The 19853-nt window shown below is 76.4% G+C and carries 5 protein-coding genes; all 5 read left to right on the forward strand.

The window, feature by feature from the left end:
• Window positions 1-44 precede the first annotated feature (44 nt).
• Entirely contained in the window at window positions 45-1571 is a 1527-nt protein-coding gene (locus AB0D29_RS14610) for an AMP-binding protein (protein ID WP_362854294.1), read from the forward strand.
• 52 nt (window positions 1572-1623) lie between these two features.
• Entirely contained in the window at window positions 1624-3363 is a 1740-nt protein-coding gene (locus AB0D29_RS14615; RefSeq protein ID WP_362854295.1) for a condensation domain-containing protein, read from the forward strand.
• 68 nt (window positions 3364-3431) lie between these two features.
• Window positions 3432-11300: an amino acid adenylation domain-containing protein gene (locus tag AB0D29_RS14620; protein WP_362854297.1), complete on the forward strand. Its 7869-nt coding sequence runs from the start codon at window positions 3432-3434 to the stop codon at window positions 11298-11300.
• 46 nt (window positions 11301-11346) lie between these two features.
• Window positions 11347-18522, forward strand: coding sequence for an amino acid adenylation domain-containing protein (locus AB0D29_RS14625; RefSeq protein WP_362854299.1), 7176 nt, complete (start codon window positions 11347-11349; stop codon window positions 18520-18522).
• On the forward strand, window positions 18519-19799 hold the full coding sequence (locus AB0D29_RS14630; protein ID WP_362854301.1) for an MFS transporter: 1281 nt from the start codon (window positions 18519-18521) through the stop codon (window positions 19797-19799). Before AB0D29_RS14625 ends, AB0D29_RS14630 begins: the two co-directional genes overlap by 4 nt.
• Window positions 19800-19853 lie beyond the last annotated feature (54 nt).

Genomic DNA, 19853 nt, shown 5'->3' on the forward strand with positions numbered 1-19853 from the left:
CCCTCCCCGCTCTCCTCCCCGCTCCACCCCCAGAAGGGACGTCCATGCACACCGACGACGCGCGCGGACCACGGCATTCGCTCGTCCGGCCCCTGATCCGTGCCGTCCGGCGCGACCCCGCGGCGGTGGCCGTCGTCGACGGCGGCGTCGCCCGCACGTACGGCGAACTCGACCGGCTGTCCGCCGAGATCGCGGGCGGTCTCGCCGCCCGCGGCCTGGGACCGGACGACGTGGTCGCCGTCCACGGTCAACGGTCCTGGGAGCGCTGCGCCGCGGTGCTCGGCGCCTGGCGGGCCGGCCTGGGCGTGGTCTGCGTCGACCCGGGCATGCCCGCGCCGCGGGCCGCGCGGATCGCCCGGCTCTGCGCCCTGCTGGTCCGTCCCGATCACACCGCGCCGACCGGGCTCGGCCCCGCCGAGGTCGCCTTCGGCGAGCTGCGCGGCGCCCCGCTGGAGGAGCTGCGCGAGGGGACCGTCGGGTACGTCATCCCCACTTCCGGATCGACCGGTGAGCCCAAGTCGGTGGCCGTTCCCCCGTCGGTGCTGGCCGCGCTCGGCGACTGGCACGTACGGCACTGGGTCCACGACCGCCCGCCGCACACCCTCCAGGCGGCCTCGATCGGCTTCGACGTGGGCTACGAGGAGATCGTCACCACCTGGCTGGCCGGGGCCGCGCTGGTCGTGGTCTCAGACGAGGAACGCCAGGACCCCTTCGCGCTGATGGACCTGATCCGCGAACAGCGCGTCGCCCGGCTGTTCCTGCCGGTGGTGGGGCTGCACGCGCTGGCCACGGCCGCCGTGTTCGAACCGGACGCGATGCCCGACCTGCGGGAGATCGCGGTCGCGGGCGAGCGCCTCGTCGTCAACTCCGAGGTGCGGGAGTTCTGCGCGGCCGCCGGGGTCGCCCTGGTCAACGAGTACGGGCCCAGCGAGACCCACGTGGTCACGCAGTACCGGCTGGACCCGCGGGAGGCCGCGTCCTGGCCCGAGCACCCGCCGATCGGCGGTGCCGTCGCCGGGGCGGAGCTGCTGCGCGAGGCGGACGGCGTGCTGCGGCCGTTCGCGGCGGGCGAGGAGGCGGAGCTGGTCGTCGGCGGGGGCAGTGTCGGCCTCGGCTACCTGGGCGACCCGGAGCTGACCGCGGCCCGCTTCCGGACCCTGCCCCACGGCGACGGGACCCCGCGCCGTACGTACGCCACGGGGGACGTCGTCCGGTTCGACGGGGCGGAATTCCACTTCGTGGCCCGGGCCGACGACCAGCTCAAGGTGAGCGGGTACCGGGTCGAGCCCGGCGAGGTCGAGGCGGTCCTGGGCGCGGTCCCGGGGGTCCGCCGGGCCGTGGTGGTGACGGTCGAGGTCGCGGGCTCGCGCCGGCTCGCAGCCGTGTGGACCCGGACGGGGGCGGACGGCCCCGGGCCCGAGGAGCTGGCCGCGGCGTGCGCGGCGCACCTGCCCGCGTACATGGTGCCCCGGCACTTCCGGCCCGTGGAGGACCTGCCGGTGACCGCCAACGGAAAGGTCGACCGGGCCGCCCTGCGGGCGCTGTTCGCCCCGGCCCGCACCGCCGTCTGACCAGCACGCGCAGGCCCGTGGAGGCCCGCGGCGAACGAGAACGAGGAAGACCATGAGTGGAATCGACGTGACCGAGGCGGAGCGGATCCTGTGCGGCGTCCTGGCGGACCTGTTCGGAATCCCGGAGGTCGGCCCGCAGGACGGCTTCGTCCGGCTCGGCGGTGACAGCATCATCGCCGTGCAGGTGGTCGGCGCGGCCCGCCGCGCCGGGCTGCGCATCACCGTCCGGGACGTGCTGACCCTGCCGGACGTGGCGGCCCTGGCCGCCGCCGCCCGGCCGATGGCCGGGTCCGCCCGGCCGGGTGCCGACGACGGGGTCGGGCCGGTCCGGCCGACGCCGGTGATGCACTGGCTCGACGAGCGCGGCGGGCCCGCCGACCGCTACTACCAGTACCTGGTGGTGCGGACCCCGGCCGGACTGACCGGGCAGAGCGCGGCCGAGGTGCTCCAGGCGGTCCTGGACCGGCACGACATGCTGCGCGTGGTCCGGGACGGCTCCGGCTGGCGGACCCGCCCGGCCGGCTCGGTGCGCGCCGCACAGTGCCTGCGCCGGGTGGCGACGGAGGGCCGCGAGGCCACCGCCGAGGAGGTCGGGCGGGAGGTGCACGCGGCCCGCGACCGGCTCTCGGTGGGCGGCGGGGTGATCGTGCAGGCCGTCTGGTTCGACGCCGGGGCCGGGCTGCCCGGGGCGCTGGCCCTGGTCGTCAACCACGTGGTCGTGGACGGGATCTCCTGGCGGGTGCTGACCGGCGACCTCACCCGGGCCTGGGAGGAGGTCGCCGCCGGACGGGCCCCGGCCGGCGCCCTCGACCCGGTGGCCACCTCGTTCCGCCGCTGGTCCGAGCTGCTCACCGCGGAGGCGGCCGGGGCGCGGACCGCGGCCGAAGCCCCGTACTGGAGCGGTGTGGTGCGGCCGGGTGCGGGCATCGCGGGCCGCCGCCCGCTGGACCCGGCCCGCGACCACGAGGACCGCGCCGGGCACCTCGCCCTCAGCCTGCCCGCGGCGACGGCCGGGCCGCTGCTGACGTCGGTGGCCGACCGGCTGGGCGCCGACGCCAACGAGGTGCTGCTGACCGGGCTCTCCCTGGCCCTGGCCCGGTGGCGGCCCTGCGGCCCGGAGGTCCTGGTGGAGCTGGAGGGCCACGGCCGGGAGGACATCGGCGCCGAAGCCGACCTGTCCCGTACCGTCGGCTGGTTCACCACCCTCTTCCCCACCCGCTTCGCCCTGGACGGCCTGGGCGCGGCGGACGCCGAGGACGGCGGCCCCACCGCCGCCGAGGCACTGCGGCGGGTCCGGGAGCAGCTGCGGGCGATCCCGCGCAAGGGCATCGGGTACGGCCTGCTGCGCCACCTCGACCCGGTCGTCGGCAAGGAGCTCGCCGCGGCGGAGCCCGCGGGCCTCGGTTTCAACTACCTGGGCCGGCTGGGCGGTCCGGGCGGCGGCGACTGGCAGCTGCTGCCCGCCCACGGGGCCCGGCTCGACGCCCCCGGCCCGGGCATGCCGATGGCGCACGCCGTCGAGGTGAACGCCTTCGTCCTGGAGTCGGCGGACGGACCCGTCCTGCACGCCGACTGGGCCTGGGCCGACGGCGTCCACGACGAGGCGGAGGTCCGGGCGCTGGCCGAGGGCTGGTTCCGGATGCTCGGCGCCCTCGTCGTCCTGGCCGACCGCACCGGCCCCGCGGTCCCGTCCGCCGTCCCGTCCACCGTCCCGTCCGCCTCCGGCCTGACGCTCGACGCGATCGGCCAGGACGAACTGGACGACCTCGCGGCCTCCCTCGGCCTCCTCTGACCCCGACCGGACCGCATCCCCCGCTCCGCCGCCGCTCTACGACGGTCTCCCAGAAAGCGATATCAGCCATGAACACCAGCCGGCCGGCCATCGAGGACGTCCTGCCCCTCTCCCCGCTGCAGGAGGGCATGCTCTTCCACTCCGGGTACGACGAGGACTCCAAGCACCTCTACATCGCCCAGTTCACCGTCGACCTGGACGGGACGCTCGACGCGGGTCGGCTCCGCCGGGCGGCCGGGGAGCTGCTGCGCCGTCACGCCAATCTGCGGGTGGTCCTCACCCACCGCAAGAACGGCGATCCCGTCCAGGTGGTCCGCCGGGACATGGAGCCGGCCTGGGAGGAGCACGACCTCGGCGCTCTGCCGGCCGGGGCGGCCGCGGAACGAGCCGCGGAGCTGACGGAGGAGGACTGGGAACAGGGCGTCGACAGCCGCCGCCCGCCGCTGCTGCGGTTCACGCTGCTGCGGCTGGCGGACGACCGGCACCGACTTCTGGTGACGGCTCATCACATCCTGTTGGACGGCTGGTCGTTCGGGCTGCTCTTCCGCGAGCTGTTCACCCTGTACGCGGGTGGCGAGCCGGAGCCGGTGCGGCCCTACCGGGAGTACCTGGCGCACCTCGCGCGCTGCGACCGGCCCGCCGCCGAGGAGGCCTGGAGCACCGCCCTGTCCGGTCTCGACGCGCCCGGCCGGATCGCGGACGGCGCCGGCCGGGTCTCCCCCGGCGCCACCCCCGAGGACGTGGTGGTGCGGCTGGACGAGGAGCGGACGGCGGCGCTGACCGCGCGGGCCCGGGAGTGCGGGCTGCTGCTGACCAGCGTGGTCCAGGGCGCCTGGGCGGTGCTCATGGCCCGCGCCACCGGGCAGGACGACGTCGTCTTCGGTCTCACGGTCAGCGGCCGCCCCGCCGAACTGCCGGGTTCGGAGCGGATGATCGGCATGCTGATCAACACCGTGCCCGTGCGGACCCGGATCGACGCGGCCGCCCCGCTGCGCCGGGTTTGCGCGGAGCTCCAGCGCGAGCGGGCAGAGCTGGTGGACCACGACCACCTGGGGCTGACGGAGATCCAGAAGCTGGCCGGTTCCCCGTCCGCCCTCTTCGACACGAACCTGGTCTTCGAGAACTTCCCGATGAGCGACTACGCGCTCGACCTGCCCGGCTTCGGCCTCGAGGCGCGGATCGGGTTCCGGGACACCACGCACTTCCCGCTGACACTGGTGGTCGAGCCGGGCGCGGCGCTCGGGCTGCGGCTGAGCCACCACCCCGGGCTGATCGGCACCGAGCGGGTGCGGGAGTTGGGCGAGCGGCTGGTGCGGCTGCTGGAGCGGTGGACGGCCGACCCGGACGCGCCGGTGGAGGTCCTGGACGCGCTGACCGCGGCCGAGCGCCACCGGGTCCTGGCCGAGTGGAACGACACCGCCGCCGCCCTCCCGGAGTCGACGCTGACCGCGCTGCTCGCGGAGCAGGCGGCCCGGACCCCGGACGCCACCGCCGTCGTCTTCGAGGGGCGGTCCCTGACCTACCGGGCGCTGGACGAGCGGGCGGGCCGCCTCGCGGACGTGCTCGCGGCCCGCGGCATCGGACCGGAGAGCCTGGTCGCGGTCGCCGTACCGCGCTCCCTCGACCTGATGGTCGCCCTGTGCGGGGTGCTGAAGGCGGGGGCCGCCTACCTGCCCGTCGACCCCGGCCAGCCCGAGGAGCGCAACCTCGGGATCATGGCCGACGCCGCCCCGGCGCTGGTGCTGAGCACCGGCTGGGAGGCTCCGGGGACGCCGACGCTGCGGCTGGACGCCCCGCTCCCCGCGGCGGACCGCGCACCGCGGCCGACGGTGCTGCCCGACCACCCGGCGTACGCGATCTTCACCTCCGGTTCCACCGGCCGCCCCAAGGGCGCGCTGGTCCCGCACCGGGCCATCGTCAACCGGCTGGAGTGGATGCAGCGGGAGTACGGCCTGGGGGCCGGGGACCGGGTGCTGCAGAAGACGCCGAGCGGTTTCGACGTCTCGGTGTGGGAGTTCTTCTGGCCGCTGCTGACCGGGGCGACCCTCGTGGTCGCGAAGCCCGGTGGCCACCAGGACCCCGCCTACCTGGCCGACCTGATCGCGCGGGAGTCCGTCACCACCGCGCACTTCGTGCCGTCCATGCTCGACGTGTTCCTGCGCGAGCCCGCCGCGGCGGGCGCCCGCTCGCTGCGCCGGGTGATCGCCAGTGGCGAAGCGCTGCCCCCGCACACCCAGGACGCCTTCTTCCGGGTCCTGCCCGGCGCGGAGCTGCACAACCTGTACGGCCCGACCGAGGCCGCGGTCGACGTCACGCTCTGGCCCTGCCGGGCCGGGGACGCCACCGTCCCGATCGGCCGGCCCGCCGCCAACACCCGTACGTACGTCCTGGACGGCCGGCTCGCCCCGGTGGCGCCCGGTACCGCGGGCGAGCTGTACCTGGCCGGCGTGCAGCTGGCCCGCGGCTATCTCGGCCGGCCCGCTCTGACCGCCGACCGGTTCGTGGCCTGCCCCTTCGAGCCGGGGGCCCGCATGTACCGCACGGGCGACCTGGTGCGCTGGCGGGCCGACGGCGTCCTGGAGTACCTGGGCCGCACCGACGACCAGGTCAAGATCCGCGGCTTCCGCATCGAGCCGGGCGAGGTCCAGAGCGCCGCCGCGGGCTGCGCGGGCGTCTCCCACGCGGCGGTCGTCGTCCGCGAGGACCGCCCGGGCGATCCCCGGCTCGTGGCGTACGTGGTGCCCCGCCCGGGCGCCGCGCCGACCCCCGCCGGGGTGCGCGGCGAGCTGGCCGCGGCGCTGCCCGAGCACATGGTCCCGGCCGTGGTCGTGCTGGACGAGCTGCCGGTGACGCCGAACGGCAAGCTCGACCGGCGGGCCCTGCCCGCCCCCGCCCTGCGCACCGGCGGCCGCGGCGGCCGCACCGAGCGGGAGCGGATCCTGACGGGCCTGTTCGCGTCGGTGCTGGGCCTGCCCGAGGTGGGCGCCGACGACGACTTCTTCGAGCTGGGCGGCCATTCCCTGCTGGCGATGCGGCTGGTGGCGCAGGTGCGCGGGGCGTTCGGCGCGGAACTGGGCATCCGTGAGGTGTTCACCGCCCGCACTCCGGCCGCGCTCGCCGCGCTGATCGACGGCGCGGACCGGGCCCGTCCCGCGCTGCGGCCGCAGGCGCGCCCGGCGCAGCTGCCGCTCTCCCCGGCGCAGCGCCGGCTGTGGTTCCTGGACCGGCTCGACGGGCCGAACCCGGCCTACCACAGCGCGGTCGCGCTCCGGCTCGGCGGTCCGCTGGACGTGGCGGCGCTGCGCGGGGCGCTGGCCGACCTGGCCGAGCGGCACGAGATCCTGCGCACCGTCCACCCGGAGGCCGACGGCGAGCCCCGTCAGGTCGTCCTGCCCCCGGCCCCGCCGGCCCTGGAGCTCCTCGACGCGGCCGGCGCGGACATCGACGAGATCGCCGCACGCCCCTTCGACCTGGCCACCGACGCGCCCCTGCGGGCCGCGCTGCTGACGGCCGGGCCCGAGAGGCACACGCTGGTGCTGACCCTGCACCACATCGCCACCGACGGCGAGTCCTGGGGGCCGCTGCTGGGCGACCTCTCGTACGCCTACGCGGCCCGCACGGGCGGCGGCGCCGAGCCGCGCCCGCCGCTGGCCGTGCAGTACGCCGACTACGCGCTCTGGCAGCGCGCCCTGCTGGACGGCGCGGCCGAGGAGCAGCTGTCGTACTGGCGCACCGCGCTGGCCGGGCTGCCGGAGGAGCCGGTGCTGCCCACCGACCGGCCCCGGCCTGACGTGGCCGATCCGGCCGGTGCGGCCGTTGCCTTCGGCCTGGACGCGGCCCTGACCGCGCAGGTGGAGGCGCTGGCCCGGGCGCACGGCTGCACCGTCTTCATGGTGCTCCAGGCCGCGCTGGCGGTGGTGCTGTCCCGGCTCGGCGCGGGGACCGACGTGCCGGTCGGGACAGTCGTCGCGGGCCGTACCGACGAAGCCCTGGACGATCTGGTGGGCTTCTTCGTCAACACCCTGGTCCTGCGCACCGACCTGTCCGGGGACCCGACCTTCGCGGAACTGCTGGAGCGGGTGCGGGACACCGACCTGGCGGCCTTCGCCCATCAGGACGTGCCCTTCGAGCAGGTCGTCGAGGCGGTCAACCCGCGGCGCTCGCTCTCCCACCACCCGCTGTTCCAGGTGGCTCTGACGATGCGCCGGGCGGCCGCCGCCGGCCTGGAGCTGCCCGGGCTGACGGCGGTGGCCGAGGAGGTCGACGTACCGCAGGCCGAGTTCGAGCTGGCGCTGCAGTTCACGGAGGCGGCCGGGGCGGGCGAGGGGCTGAGCGCGGTGGCCAAGTACCGTACCGAGCTCTTCGACGAGGCCACCGTGCGCGCCCTCGTGGAGCGGCTGCGCGGGGTCCTGGCGGCGGCGGTACGGGCGCCGCGCGGCCGGGTCTCGGCCCTGGAAGTGCTGCTGGCGCGGGAGCGGCAGCAGCTGCTGGCCGACTGGCAGCCGCCGGCCGCGCCTCGGGCGGGTACGGCGGTGCACCTGGAATTCGCCCGGCGGGCCGCGCTGCACCCGGCCACCGTGGCCCTGGTGTCCGGCCCCGACGCCATCACCTACGGGGAACTGGACCGGCGCGCCGACCGGTTGGCGCGCCGGCTGGCCGGCCTCGGTGTCACCGCCGAGACCCCGGTGGGGGTGCTGATGGGGCGCTCCCCCGAGGTGGTCGTGGCGATGCTGGCCGTCCTCAAGGCGGGCGGCGCGTACCTGCCGCTGCACACCGGCCAGCCCGCCGCGCGCACCCGGCGGATCCTGGAAGCCGCGGGCTGCTCCGTGCTGCTGGTCGACGAGACGCACGCCGGGCTCGCCCCGGAAGGCGTGCGGACGGTCCTGGCCGGCACGGCGGAGGCCCCCGGCGCTCTCGGGGACGGCGGGGTGTTCGCCCCCGCGCCGTGCCCGCCCGGGCAGCTCGCCTACCTGATGCACACCTCGGGCTCGACGGGCGAGCCCAAGGGCGTCGCCGTCACCCACCGGGACGTCCTGGACCTCGTGGCCGACCGGGGCTGGCACACCCGGGGCGCCGAGCGCGTCCTGTTCCACGCGCCGCACGCCTTCGACATCGCCGACTACGAGCTGTGGGTGGCGCTGCTGTCGGGCTGGCAGGTCGTCGTCGCCCCCAAGGGCGAGCCGACGGTCGCCGGGCTGGGCGCCCTGATCCGCGGGGCGAACATCACCGCCGTGCACCTGACGGCCGGTCTGTTCCGCGTGGTCGCCGAGGAGGAACCCGGCCTGCTGGCCGGCGTCCGCGAGGTGCTGACCGGCGGCGACGTCGTCAGCCCCGCCGCGGTCCGCGCCGTGCTGGCCGCCTGCCCGGACACCGTGGTCCGCCACCTGTACGGGCCCACCGAGGCGACCCTGTGCGCCACCACCCACCTGATCACCGGCGCCGCGGACGCCGACGGCCCGGTGCCGATCGGCCGCCCCCTGGACGGCACCCGTGCGTACGTGCTGGACGAGCGGATGCGGCTGGTGCCGCCGGGCACCCCCGGCGAGCTGTACCTGGCCGGTGCCGGAGTGGCGCGCGGCTACCACCGACGGCCCGCGGCCACCGCGGAGCGGTTCGTCGCCGACCCGTTCGGCGCGCCCGGGACGCGCACGTACCGCACCGGCGACCTCGCCCGGTGGCGGGCCGACGGGCTGCTGGAGTTCCTCGGCCGGGCCGACGAGCAGGTGAAGGTCCGCGGCTTCCGCGTGGAGCCCGGTGAGGTCGAGGCCGCGCTGGCCGCCTGCCCGGGCGTCCGCCAGGCCGTGGTCGCCGTACGGGCCGCCGCGGACGGCGAGAAGCGGCTGGCCGGGTACGTGGTCGGGGAGGTCTCCGGGCCCTCGGTGCGGCGTCGGCTGGAGCGGCTGCTGCCGGATTACATGCTGCCCTCGTACGTCCTGGTCCTGGACGCGCTGCCGCTGACCCCCAACGGCAAGGTGGACTACCGGGCCCTGCCCGAGCCCGCGCTGCCCGCTGCCGGCGGACGTGCCCCCCGTACCCCCCGGGAGGAGATCCTGGCGGGGCTCTTCGCCGAGGTGCTCGGCCTCGACGCGGTCGCCGCCGACGCGGGCTTCTTCGACCTGGGCGGCCACTCGTTGCTGGCGACCCGGCTGGTCAGCCGGATCCGTACGGCCCTCGGGGTCGAGCTGCCGCTGCGCGACGTCTTCCGCGCGCAGACCGTGGCCGCCCTCGCGGAGCTGGCCGGCAGCGCCGACCGGGCGCGGCCGCCGCTGCGCCGTGCGGAGCCCGGGCAGGGCGCGCCGCTGTCCTCGGCACAGCACCGGCTGTGGTTCGCGCACCAGGCGGAGGGCCCGTCCGGCCACCACAACGTGCCCTTCGCCTACCGGCTGAGGGGTCCGCTGGACGCGCCGGCGCTGCGTGCGGCGCTCGGCGACGTGGTGGCCCGGCACGAGGTGCTGCGGACCGTCTTCGACGAGTGCGGGGGCGAGCCGGTGATCCGGCTGCTGGAGGGTGCGGCGGCCGACGTGCCGCTGGAGGTCCTCGCCGTCGCGGAGGCCGGCGCCGTCGCCGAGGCGGTACGGGAGGTGACGGGCCACTGCTTCGACATCTCGGCCGAACTGCCGCTGCGGGCCCGGCTGCTGGAGCTGGGTCGGGAAGAGTGGGTGCTCGTGCTGGTGGTGCACCACATCGCCACCGACGGCTGGTCGTGGGGGCCGCTCCTGGCCGACCTGGCCACCGCCTACGCCGCCCGCCTGGCGGGCGCGGGGCCCGCCTTCGAGCCGCTGCCCGTGCAGTACCGGGACCACACCGTCTGGCAGCGGTCCGTGCTCGGCCCGGAGGGCGTCCCGGACGCTTTGATCACCCGTCAGCTCGACTTCTGGGCCAAGGAGTTGGCCGGCGCCCCGGCCGAGCTGGCCCTGCCCTACGACCGGCCCCGCCCGGAGGTGGCGAGCTTCGCGGGCGGTTCCGTTCCCCTGGAGCTGGACGCGGAGCTGCACGGACGGCTGCTGGAACTGGCCCGGCAGCACGGCTGCACCCTCTTCATGGTCCTCCAGGCCGGCCTGTCGGTGCTCCTGTCCCGCCTCGGAGCCGGCACCGACATCCCGATCGGGACCGTCGTCGCGGGCCGCACGGACGAGGCGCTGGACGACCTCGTCGGCTTCTTCGTCAACACCCTCGTCCTGCGCACCGACGTCTCCGGCGACCCGACCTTCACGGACCTCCTCGCCCGGGTCCGGGAGAGCGACCTCGCCGCCTACGCCCACCAGGACGTGCCCTTCGAGCGGGTCGTGCTGGGGGTGAACCCGGAGCGGTCCCTCGCCCGGCACCCGCTCTTCCAGGTGCTGCTCCAGGTCCAGAACGAGCCGCCCGCCCTGCCGCGCCTTACGGGCCTCACGGCCCGGCCGCACCCCGTCGAGTGGGCGGTGTCCAAGTTCGACCTCGGCGTGGACCTCGGGGAGCAGCGCGCCGCCGACGGCACCCCGCTGGGCCTCACCGGGGAACTCACCTACGCCACCGAGCTGTTCGACCATGCGAGCGCCGAGCGGCTGGCGGCGGACCTGGCCCTGGTGCTGCGCGCCCTCGCGGCCGCCCCGGAGCGGGCGGTCGGCTCGGTCGACGGCCCGGCCCCGCGCACGGCCGCGGCCGCCCCCGCCGCGCCGGAGCCGGCCGCGGACCCGGGCGGCAGCACCGAGGACCGCGTCCGCGCCCTGTACGCCGAGGTCCTCGACCGGGACGACGTCGGCCCGGACGACAACTTCTTCGCCCTGGGCGGCCACTCCCTGCTGGTCACGCGACTGATCAGCCGGATCCGGGCCGAACTCGGCCGGGAACTGAAGATCCGCCAGCTCTTCCAGCACCCGACCCCGGCCCGCACCGCCGCCCTGCTCACCGACGCGCCGAAGGCCCGTCCCACGCTCCGCCGCGCCGCCGATGCCTGAGCCGTCCGCCCACCCCCGCACCACCCCGCACGCCCCTGGAGGTCCTGTGTTTCCCGTTTCGTTCGCCCAGCGGCGGCTTTGGTTCCTGGGCCAGCTCGGCGAGACCGGCGCCGCGTACAACTGCCCGCTCACCACCCGGCTGCGCGGTCCGCTGGACCCGCAGGCGCTGGCCGCGGCCCTCGGCGATCTGACCGGGCGGCACGAGGTGCTGCGGACGGTCTTCCCCGAGGTGGACGGCGAGCCCGTGCAACAGATCACCGACCGGGCGCCGGAGCTGCCCGTCGTCCGCCTCGACGAGGCGGAGCTCGCCGACGCGCTGGCCGCCGAGGCCGGACACGCCTTCGATCTCACCGCCGAACTCCCGCTGCGGGCACGCCTCTTCGCCCTGGGCGACGAGGAGTGGGTGCTGGCGCTGGTGATCCACCACATCGCCACCGACGGCTGGTCCTGGGGGCCGCTCCTGACCGACCTGGCCGCCGCCTACGCCGCCCGGTGCGCGGGCGGGGCGCCCGCCTTCGAGCCGCTGCCGGTGCAGTACCGGGACTACACGCTGTGGCAGCGCGAGCTGCTGGGCGCGGAGGACGACCCGGAGAGCCTGCTCGCCGAGCAACTGGCCTTCTGGACGCGGGAACTGGCCGGATCCCCGGCCGAACTGGCCCTGCCCGCCGACCGGCCGCGCCCCGCGGTGGCGAGCTTCGCGGGCGGCTCCGTCCCCGTCGAGCTGGACGCGGAGCTGCACAGACGACTGCTGGAGCTGGCCCGTGAGCACGGCTGCACCCTCTTCATGGTCCTCCAGGCCGGCCTGTCGGTGCTCCTGTCCCGCCTCGGAGCCGGCACCGACATCCCGATCGGGACGGTCGTCGCGGGCCGCACGGACGAGGTACTCGACGACCTCGTCGGCTTCTTCGTCAACACCCTCGTCCTGCGCACCGACCTCTCCGGAGACCCGGCCTTCACCGAGCTCCTGGAGCGGGTGCGGGAGAGCGACCTCACCGCCTTCGAGCACCAGGACGTGCCCTTCGAGCAGGTCGTCGAGGCGGTCAACCCCGAGCGGTCCCTCGCCCGCCACCCCCTCTTCCAGGTGATGCTGACCCTGGACAGCGGCGAGGGCCCCGCCTTCACCCTGCCCGGCCTGGAGTGCGCGGAGCAGTCCGCCGCCTGGGACGTCGCCAAGTTCGACCTCACCGTCGACTTCCAGGAGCGGTGGGACCCGGCCGGCTCCCCGGCCGGGATCGGCGGAGCCCTGGAGTTCGCGACGGACCTGTTCGACCGGGCCACCGCCGAGGACCTCGCGGCCGCCCTCGCCCGGGTGCTGGAGCGCCTCGCCGCCGACCCGGCCGCCCCGGTCGGGCAGGCCGACCCGCTCTCCGCCGAGCAGCGCGCGCTGGTCCTGTCCGGCTGGAACGACACGGCCGCGCCGGTGCCCGCGGGGACCCTGCCCGAGCTGTTCGAGGAGCAGGCCGCCCGCACCCCCGGCGCGACCGCCCTGGTCTTCCGGGCCACCGCGCTGACCTTCGCCGAACTCGACGCCCGCGCCGACGCGCTGGCGCACCGGCTCGCCTGGCACGGGGTCGGCCCGGAGCACCTGGTGGCCCTGGCCCTGCCCCGGTCCGCCGACTCCGTCGTGGCGCTGCTCGCGGTGCTCAAGGCGGGCGCCGCCTTCGTCCCCGTCGACACGGACTACCCGGCCGAGCGGATCGCCCGGCTGCTGGGCACCACGACCACCGTCGTCACCGACGCCGCGACCGCCCCGGGGCTCCCGGACACCGGGGCCGTCCGCGTCCTCGTCGACGCGCCGGGCCCGGTCCCGGCGGGTGCCACCGGTCCCGTCCCGGGCCGCCGGATCCTGCCCGGCAGCGCCGCGTACGTGATCCACACCTCGGGGTCGACCGGCGAGCCCAAGGGCGTCGTCATCGACCACGCGGGGCTGCGCAACCTCTACGCCTTCCACCGGGCCGGGGTCATCGCCCGCGCGGAGGAGCTGCACGGCGGGCGCCGGATGCGCATGGCGCTGACGGCCGCGCTGTCCTTCGACACCTCGTGGGAGGGGCTCCTGTGGATGGTGGCCGGCCACGAGCTCCACCTCGTCGACGACGACACCCGCCGCGACGCGGCCGCGCTGGTCCGGCACATCGCCCGCGCCGGCATCGACGCCCTCGACGTCACCCCGACCTACGCCGAACAGCTCGTCGAGGAGGGCCTGCTGGACGATCCCGCGCACCGGCCCGAGGTACTGCTGCTCGGCGGCGAGGCGGCGGGCGCGGCCCTGTGGACGCGGGTCCGGGCCGCCGACGGGATGCTCTGCCACAACCTGTACGGGCCCACCGAGTGCAGCGTCGACACCCTGTGGTGGGACGCCGCCCTCAGCGAGGAGCCGCTCGTGGGCCGCCCGCTCGCCAACACCCGGGCGTACGTCCTGGACGCCGGGCTGCGGCCTGTCGCCCCGGGCGTCCCGGGCGAGCTGTACCTGGCCGGACCGAGCCTGGCCCGCGGCTACCTGAACCGGCCCTCGCTCACCGCGGGCCGCTTCGTGGCCTGCCCGTTCGAGGACGGGGCCCGCATGTACCGCACGGGCGACCTCGTCCGCTGGGACCGCGAGGGCCGCATCGAGTACCTCGGCCGCGCCGACGACCAGGTCAAGATCCGCGGCTTCCGCATCGAACCCGGCGAGATCGAGGCCTGCCTGCGGGCCTGCCCGGAGGTGGCACAGGCCGCGGTGCTCGCCCGGGACGGCGGGCCCGCCGGGAAGCGCCTCGTGGCGTACGTGGTGGCGGCCGCGGGCCGCAGCGCCGAGCCGGGCGCGCTGCGCGGGCGACTCGCCGCACAGCTGCCGGACCACATGGTGCCCTCGGCCTTCGTGGTCCTGGAGGCCTTCCCGATGAACCGGAACGGCAAGCTCGACCGGGCGGCGCTGCCCGCGCCGGACTTCGGCGCGCTGCTCTCCTCCCGCGCCCCGCGCGGGCCCCGCGAGGAGCTCTTGGCGGAGCTGTTCGCGCAGGTGCTGGGGCTGCCGTCGGTGGGCGCCGAGGACGGCTTCTTCGAGCTGGGCGGCCATTCGCTGCTCGCGACCCGGCTGCTCTCGCGGATCCGGGCCGTCCTGGGCGGCGACCTGGGCATCCGCCAGCTGTTCCAGCACCCGACGGTGGCCGGGCTGGCCGCCTGCCTGGCGCAGGGCTCCGCAGCCGGGGCGGCCCCCCGCCCGGCCCTGACTGCGGCGGCGGAGCGGCCCGAGGCCCCGCCGTTGTCGGCCGCCCAGCGCCGGCTGTGGTTCCTGAGCCGGGCGGGCCAGTCCGCGGGCTACCACTGCCCGTTCGCGCTGCGGCTGCGCGGCCCGCTGGACACGTCGGCGCTGGCCGCGGCCCTGGGGGACGTCACCGACCGGCACGAGGCCCTGCGCACGGTGTTCCCGGAGGCGGCGGGCGAGCCGTACCAGCGGGTGCTGCCCGCCGGGGGCGGCGTGCCCCTGGACCTGGTGGAGTGCGGTCCGGAGGGAACCGCCGGGGCCCTCGACGCGCTGCTGGCCCGCCCGTTCGACCTGGCCGCGCGGCCCCCCGTACGGGCGGCGCTGCTCGCGGCCGGGCCGCAGGAGTGGGTGCTGGCCCTGGTGGTGCACCACATCGCGCTCGACGGGTGGTCCTGGGGGCCGCTGTTCCGGGACCTGTCCGAGGCGTACGCGGCCCGGTGCGCGGGCGCCGCGCCCGCTTTCGAACCGCTGCCGGTGCAGTACGCCGACTACGCGCTGTGGCAGCGGGAGCTGCTCGGCGCGGAGGACGACCCCGCGAGTCCGATCTCCCGTCAACTCGCCTTCTGGACCGGCGCACTGGCCGGTGCGCCCGCCGAGCTGGCGCTGCCCTACGACCGGCCGCGCCCGGCGGTGGCGGACTTCGCGGGCGGCTCCGTCCCCGTCGGGCTGGACGCCGAGCTGCACGGCCGGCTGCTGGAACTGGCCCGCGAGCACGGCTGCACCCTCTTCATGGTGGTGCAGGCGGCGCTGGCCGTGACCCTGTCCCGGCTCGGCGCGGGGACCGACGTACCGATCGGGACGCCCGTCGCGGGCCGTACGGACGAGGCCCTGGACGACCTCGTCGGCTTCTTCGTGAACACCCTCGTCCTGCGCACCGACGTCTCGGGCGATCCGACCTTCGCCGAACTCCTGGGCCGGGTCCGGGAGACCGACCTCGCGGCGTACGAACACCAGGACGTGCCCTTCGAGCGGGTCGTCGAGGCGGTCAACCCCGAGCGGTCCCTCGCCCGCCACCCCCTCTTCCAGGTGCTGCTCCAAGTGCAGGACGGCGAGGACGGGACGCTCGCGCTGCCCGGCCTCGACGTCCGCCCCGAGCCGTTCCGCTTCGACGTCGCCCAGTTCGACCTGACGCTGGACGTCCAGGAGCGCCGGGACGCCGAGGGCCGCCCCGCCGGGATCTCGGGCTTCCTGGAGTACGCGGCCGGGCTGTTCGACCACGCCACCGCCGAGGACCTCGCCGCGGCCCTGGTACGGATGGTCCGGCTGCTCGCGGCGGCGCCGGAGCTGCCGGTCAGGGCCGCCGACCCGCTGACCCCCGCGGCCCGCCAGCGGGTGCTGACGGAGTGGAACGACACCGCGCTGCCGGTGCCGGACGCCACCGTGCCCGAGCTGTTCGCGGCGCGTGCCGCCCGCACCCCGGACGCGACCGCGCTGGTGCACGGCGCCGAGCGGATCGGTTTCGCCGCCCTCGACGCCTGGTCCGACCGGCTCGCCCGGCGTCTCGTCCGGGACGGGGCGGGCCCGGAGCGGGTGGTGGCCATCGCCCTGCCGCGCTCCCCGGCGGCGGTGGCCGCGATCCTGGCCGTCCTCAAGGCCGGTGCGGCGTTCGTCCTGGTGGACACCGGATACCCGGCCGAGCGGATCGCGCACATGCTGGCCGACTCCGCCCCGGCGCTGCTGGTCACGGACTCCGCGACCGCCCCACTGCTGCCGCTCGCGGAGCCGGCGCGGGTCCCGCTCGTCCTCACCGAGGAGGCGGACGAGGCGGACACCGACGCCGCCCCCGCGCCCGGTGCCGGGCCGCTGCGGCGGCCCCGGCCGGGCGACGCCGCGTACGTCGTGTACACCTCGGGCTCCACGGGCCGCCCCAAGGGCGTCGTCGTCGACCACGCGGCGCTGCGCAACCTGTACGCCTTCCACCGCGCCCACACCATGGCCGAGGCGGAACGGACCGCTGCCGGACGGCAGTTGCGGGTGGCACTGGTGGCCTCGCTGTCCTTCGACGCCTCCTGGGACGCCCTGATGTGGATGGTGGCCGGGCACGAACTGCACCTGATCGGCGACGCCGTGCGCCGCGACTCCGCCGCCTTCGCCCGGCACGTGGCCGAAGCCGCCCTCGACGTCGTCGACACCACCCCGACGCACGCCGAGCACCTGATCGAGGAGGGCCTGCTCGACGCCCCGCCGCGGCTGCTGCTGATCGGCGGGGAGGCCGCGGGCGAGGGGCTGTGGAGCCGGCTGCGCGCCACGGAGGGGATGCTCGCCTACAACCTGTACGGACCCACCGAGTGCACGGTCGACGCCCTGTGGTGGGACACCGCGCGCAGCGAACGCCCGCTCATCGGCGCTCCCGTCGCCAACACCCGCGCGTACGTGCTCGACGCGGCGCTGAGCCCGGTGGCGCCCGGGGTGCCCGGCGAGCTGTACCTGGCGGGTGCCGGGCTGGCGCGGGGCTACCTGCGGCGCCCGGGGACGACGGCCGAGCGGTTCGTGGCCTGCCCGTTCGAGGACGGCGCCCGCATGTACCGCACGGGCGACCTGGTCCGCCGGGACCGCGAGGGCCGCATCGACTACCTCGGCCGCGCCGACGACCAGGTCAAGATCCGCGGCTTCCGCATCGAACCCGGCGAGATCGAGGCCGCGCTCGCGGCGGCGCCCGGGGTGGACCGGGCCGCGGTGACCGTACGGGAGGACTGCCCGGGCGGTGCGAAACGGCTGGTCGGGTACGTGGTCCCGGCCCCCGGCGCCGACAGTGGCAAGGGCTCCGCGGTGGACGCGGCAGGCTTGCGCGCCCATCTGGCGGGGACGCTCCCGGCGCACATGGTGCCGTCGGCGTTCGTCGTGCTCGACGCCTTCCCGCGGACCCCGAACGACAAGCTCGACCGGGCCGCGCTGCCCGCGCCGGAGCCCGGCGCGGCCGGGGACGGCCGTGGGCGCCGGGCGCCGCGCAGCCGGCGGGAGGAGGTCCTGGCGGGCCTGTTCGCCGAGGTGCTGGGGCTGCCCGCGGGCGCCGTCGGCGCCGACGACGGCTTCTTCGACCTGGGCGGCCACTCCCTGCTGGCGGCCCGGCTGATGGCCCGGGTGCGCGAGGCACTGGGCGAGGAGCTCGGGGTCCAGGACCTGTTCGCCGCGCCCACGGTCGCCGGGCTCGCCGCCCGCTCCGGCGGCGCGGTCCCCCGCGGGGACGCGGACCCGCTGGCGCCCCTGGTCACGCTGCGCACGGGGGCGCCCGGCACGCCTGCCCTGTTCTGCGTCCACCCGGGCGCGGGCACCGGCTGGGTGTACCGGGGGCTGCTGGAGCACCTGGACCCGCAGCGGTCCGTGCACGCCCTGCAGTCGCGGGCGCTGAGCGAGCCGGGGGCACGGCCCGGGAGCGTCTCGGAGATGGCCGCGGAGTACGCGGCGCGGATCCGCGCGGTGCAGCCGCACGGCCCGTACCACCTGCTGGGCTGGTCCTTCGGGGCGGTGGTCGCGCACGAGGTGGCCGTGACGCTCCAGCAGGACGGCGAGGAGGTGGCCGGGCTCACCCTGCTGGACGGGTATCCGGCGGCCCCCGGCGAGACGGCGGCGCCGGCCGCGGACCCGCTGCGGGACCTGCTGGAATCGCTCGGCTCTCCGCCTCGGGAGGAGTGCGGCGCGGCCGGTGGGGGTCCGCTGACCCTCGCCGAACTGGTGGCGGTGGCCGCCGAGGAGGGCCCGCTGTCGGTCTTCGACGGTGAGACGGTCGCCGCCCTGGGCGAGGCATACGTCCACCACGACCAGTTGGCCGCCGCCCACCGTCCGGGGGTGTTCCGGGGCGGGGTGACGCTGGCCGTCGCCGCCCACGAGCCGGACGCGCCCGGGCCGCGGGTGTGGGAGCCGTACGTCACCGGCCCTGTCGCCCACCACGAAGTGCCCTGCGCGCACGGCGAGATGATGGCGTCCAAGCCCGCCGCCGAGATCGCCGCGCTGCTGGGCGAGGGCACGGTGGGCCGGTGAGCGCCGGTCGCGGCGCGCTGCGCCGCCGGGACTTCCGGCTGCTGTGGGCCGGGGAGTCCGTGAGCCAGTTCGGGAGCGCGGCCACCCGGGTGCTGCTGCCGCTGATCGCGGTGGACACGCTGGACGCGGGGCCCTTCACCATGGGAGTGCTGAACGCCGCGGCCTGGGTGCCGTGGCTGCTGTTCGGGCTGCCCGTGGGAGCGTGGACCGACCGGATGCGCCGCCGGCCGGTGATGATCGTGTGCAACGCGGTGTCGGCGCTGCTGATGCTGTCGCTGACCGCGACGGTCTGGCTGGGGGTCCTGACGACCGCTCAACTGATGCTGGTGGCCGTCCTGGCGGGCACCGCCGACGTGTTCTTCCGGGCCGCCTACAGCGCGTACCTGCCGACCGTACTGCCGCACGAGGAGCTCGCCGACGGCAACGCCCGGCTCCAGACCAGCGAATCGGTCGCGGAGGTCGTCGCCCCGGGGGTGGGCGGCGCGCTGGCTCAGGCCGGGAGCGCGGCGGCCGGTTTCCTCGCCGACGGGCTGAGCTTCCTGGTCTCGGCGGCGCTGCTGCTGCGGATCCGGACCCCGGAGGCGCCGCCGGGCGGTGAGGAACGGGTCGCCGCGGAGCGGTCGTTGGTCAAGGAGATCCGCGCGGGCGTGGCCTTCCTCACCCGGGACCCGTTCCTGCGGACGATCCTGCTGTGCGACGCCGCGATGAACCTGTTCCTGGCCGGGGCGCAGTCCCTGTCGATCCTGTTCCTGAGCCGGACGGTGGGCGTGCCGGGCGCGCTGATCGGTGTCCTGATCGCGCTGGCCGGGCTGGGCGGGGTCCTCGGCGCGGTGCTCGCACCACGCCTGGCCCGCCGCTTCGGAACCGCCCGGGCGGTCCTCCTGTGCGCCTTCTGCGCGGGCCCCTTCGGCCTCCTGATCCCCCTCACCACGAACGGCGCGGGCCTGCTGTCCTTCCTGATCGGGGAGTTCTGCCTGATGACCGGTGTGGTCGCCGGCAACGTCATCATCGTGAGCTTCCGGCAGGCGTACTGCCCGCCGGACATGCTGGGCCGGGTCGGCTCCACCATCCGCTTCGTGATGTACGGGACGATCCCCGTCGGCAGCCTCCTCGGCGGCGCCCTCGGCACCCTCCTCGGCGAACGCGACGCCCTGTGGCTCCTCTACGGCGGCAACGCGCTGTGCGCGCTGCTCCTCCTGACGGGCCCGCTCCGCACCGGGCAGAACCTCCCGACGACCCCGGAACCGACCAGGGAGGGCGACGAGGTCGCCCCGTGAGCGCCCCGCGCACCGACCTCGCCGGGGCCGACCCCCGGCGAGGCCGGTGCGGGC

It is taken from the genome of Streptomyces sp. NPDC048424, assembly GCF_040651555.1.
Lineage (GTDB): Bacteria > Actinomycetota > Actinomycetes > Streptomycetales > Streptomycetaceae > Streptomyces.

Bases quoted from the DNA above. Each gene is read 5' to 3' on its own strand.
- AB0D29_RS14610 (WP_362854294.1), top strand. From the start codon at position 45: ATGCACACCGACGACGCGCGCGGACCACGGCATTCGCTCGTCCGGCCC.
- AB0D29_RS14615 (WP_362854295.1), top strand. From the start codon at position 1,624: ATGAGTGGAATCGACGTGACCGAGGCGGAGCGGATCCTGTGCGGCGTC.
- AB0D29_RS14620 (WP_362854297.1), top strand. From the start codon at position 3,432: ATGAACACCAGCCGGCCGGCCATCGAGGACGTCCTGCCCCTCTCCCCG.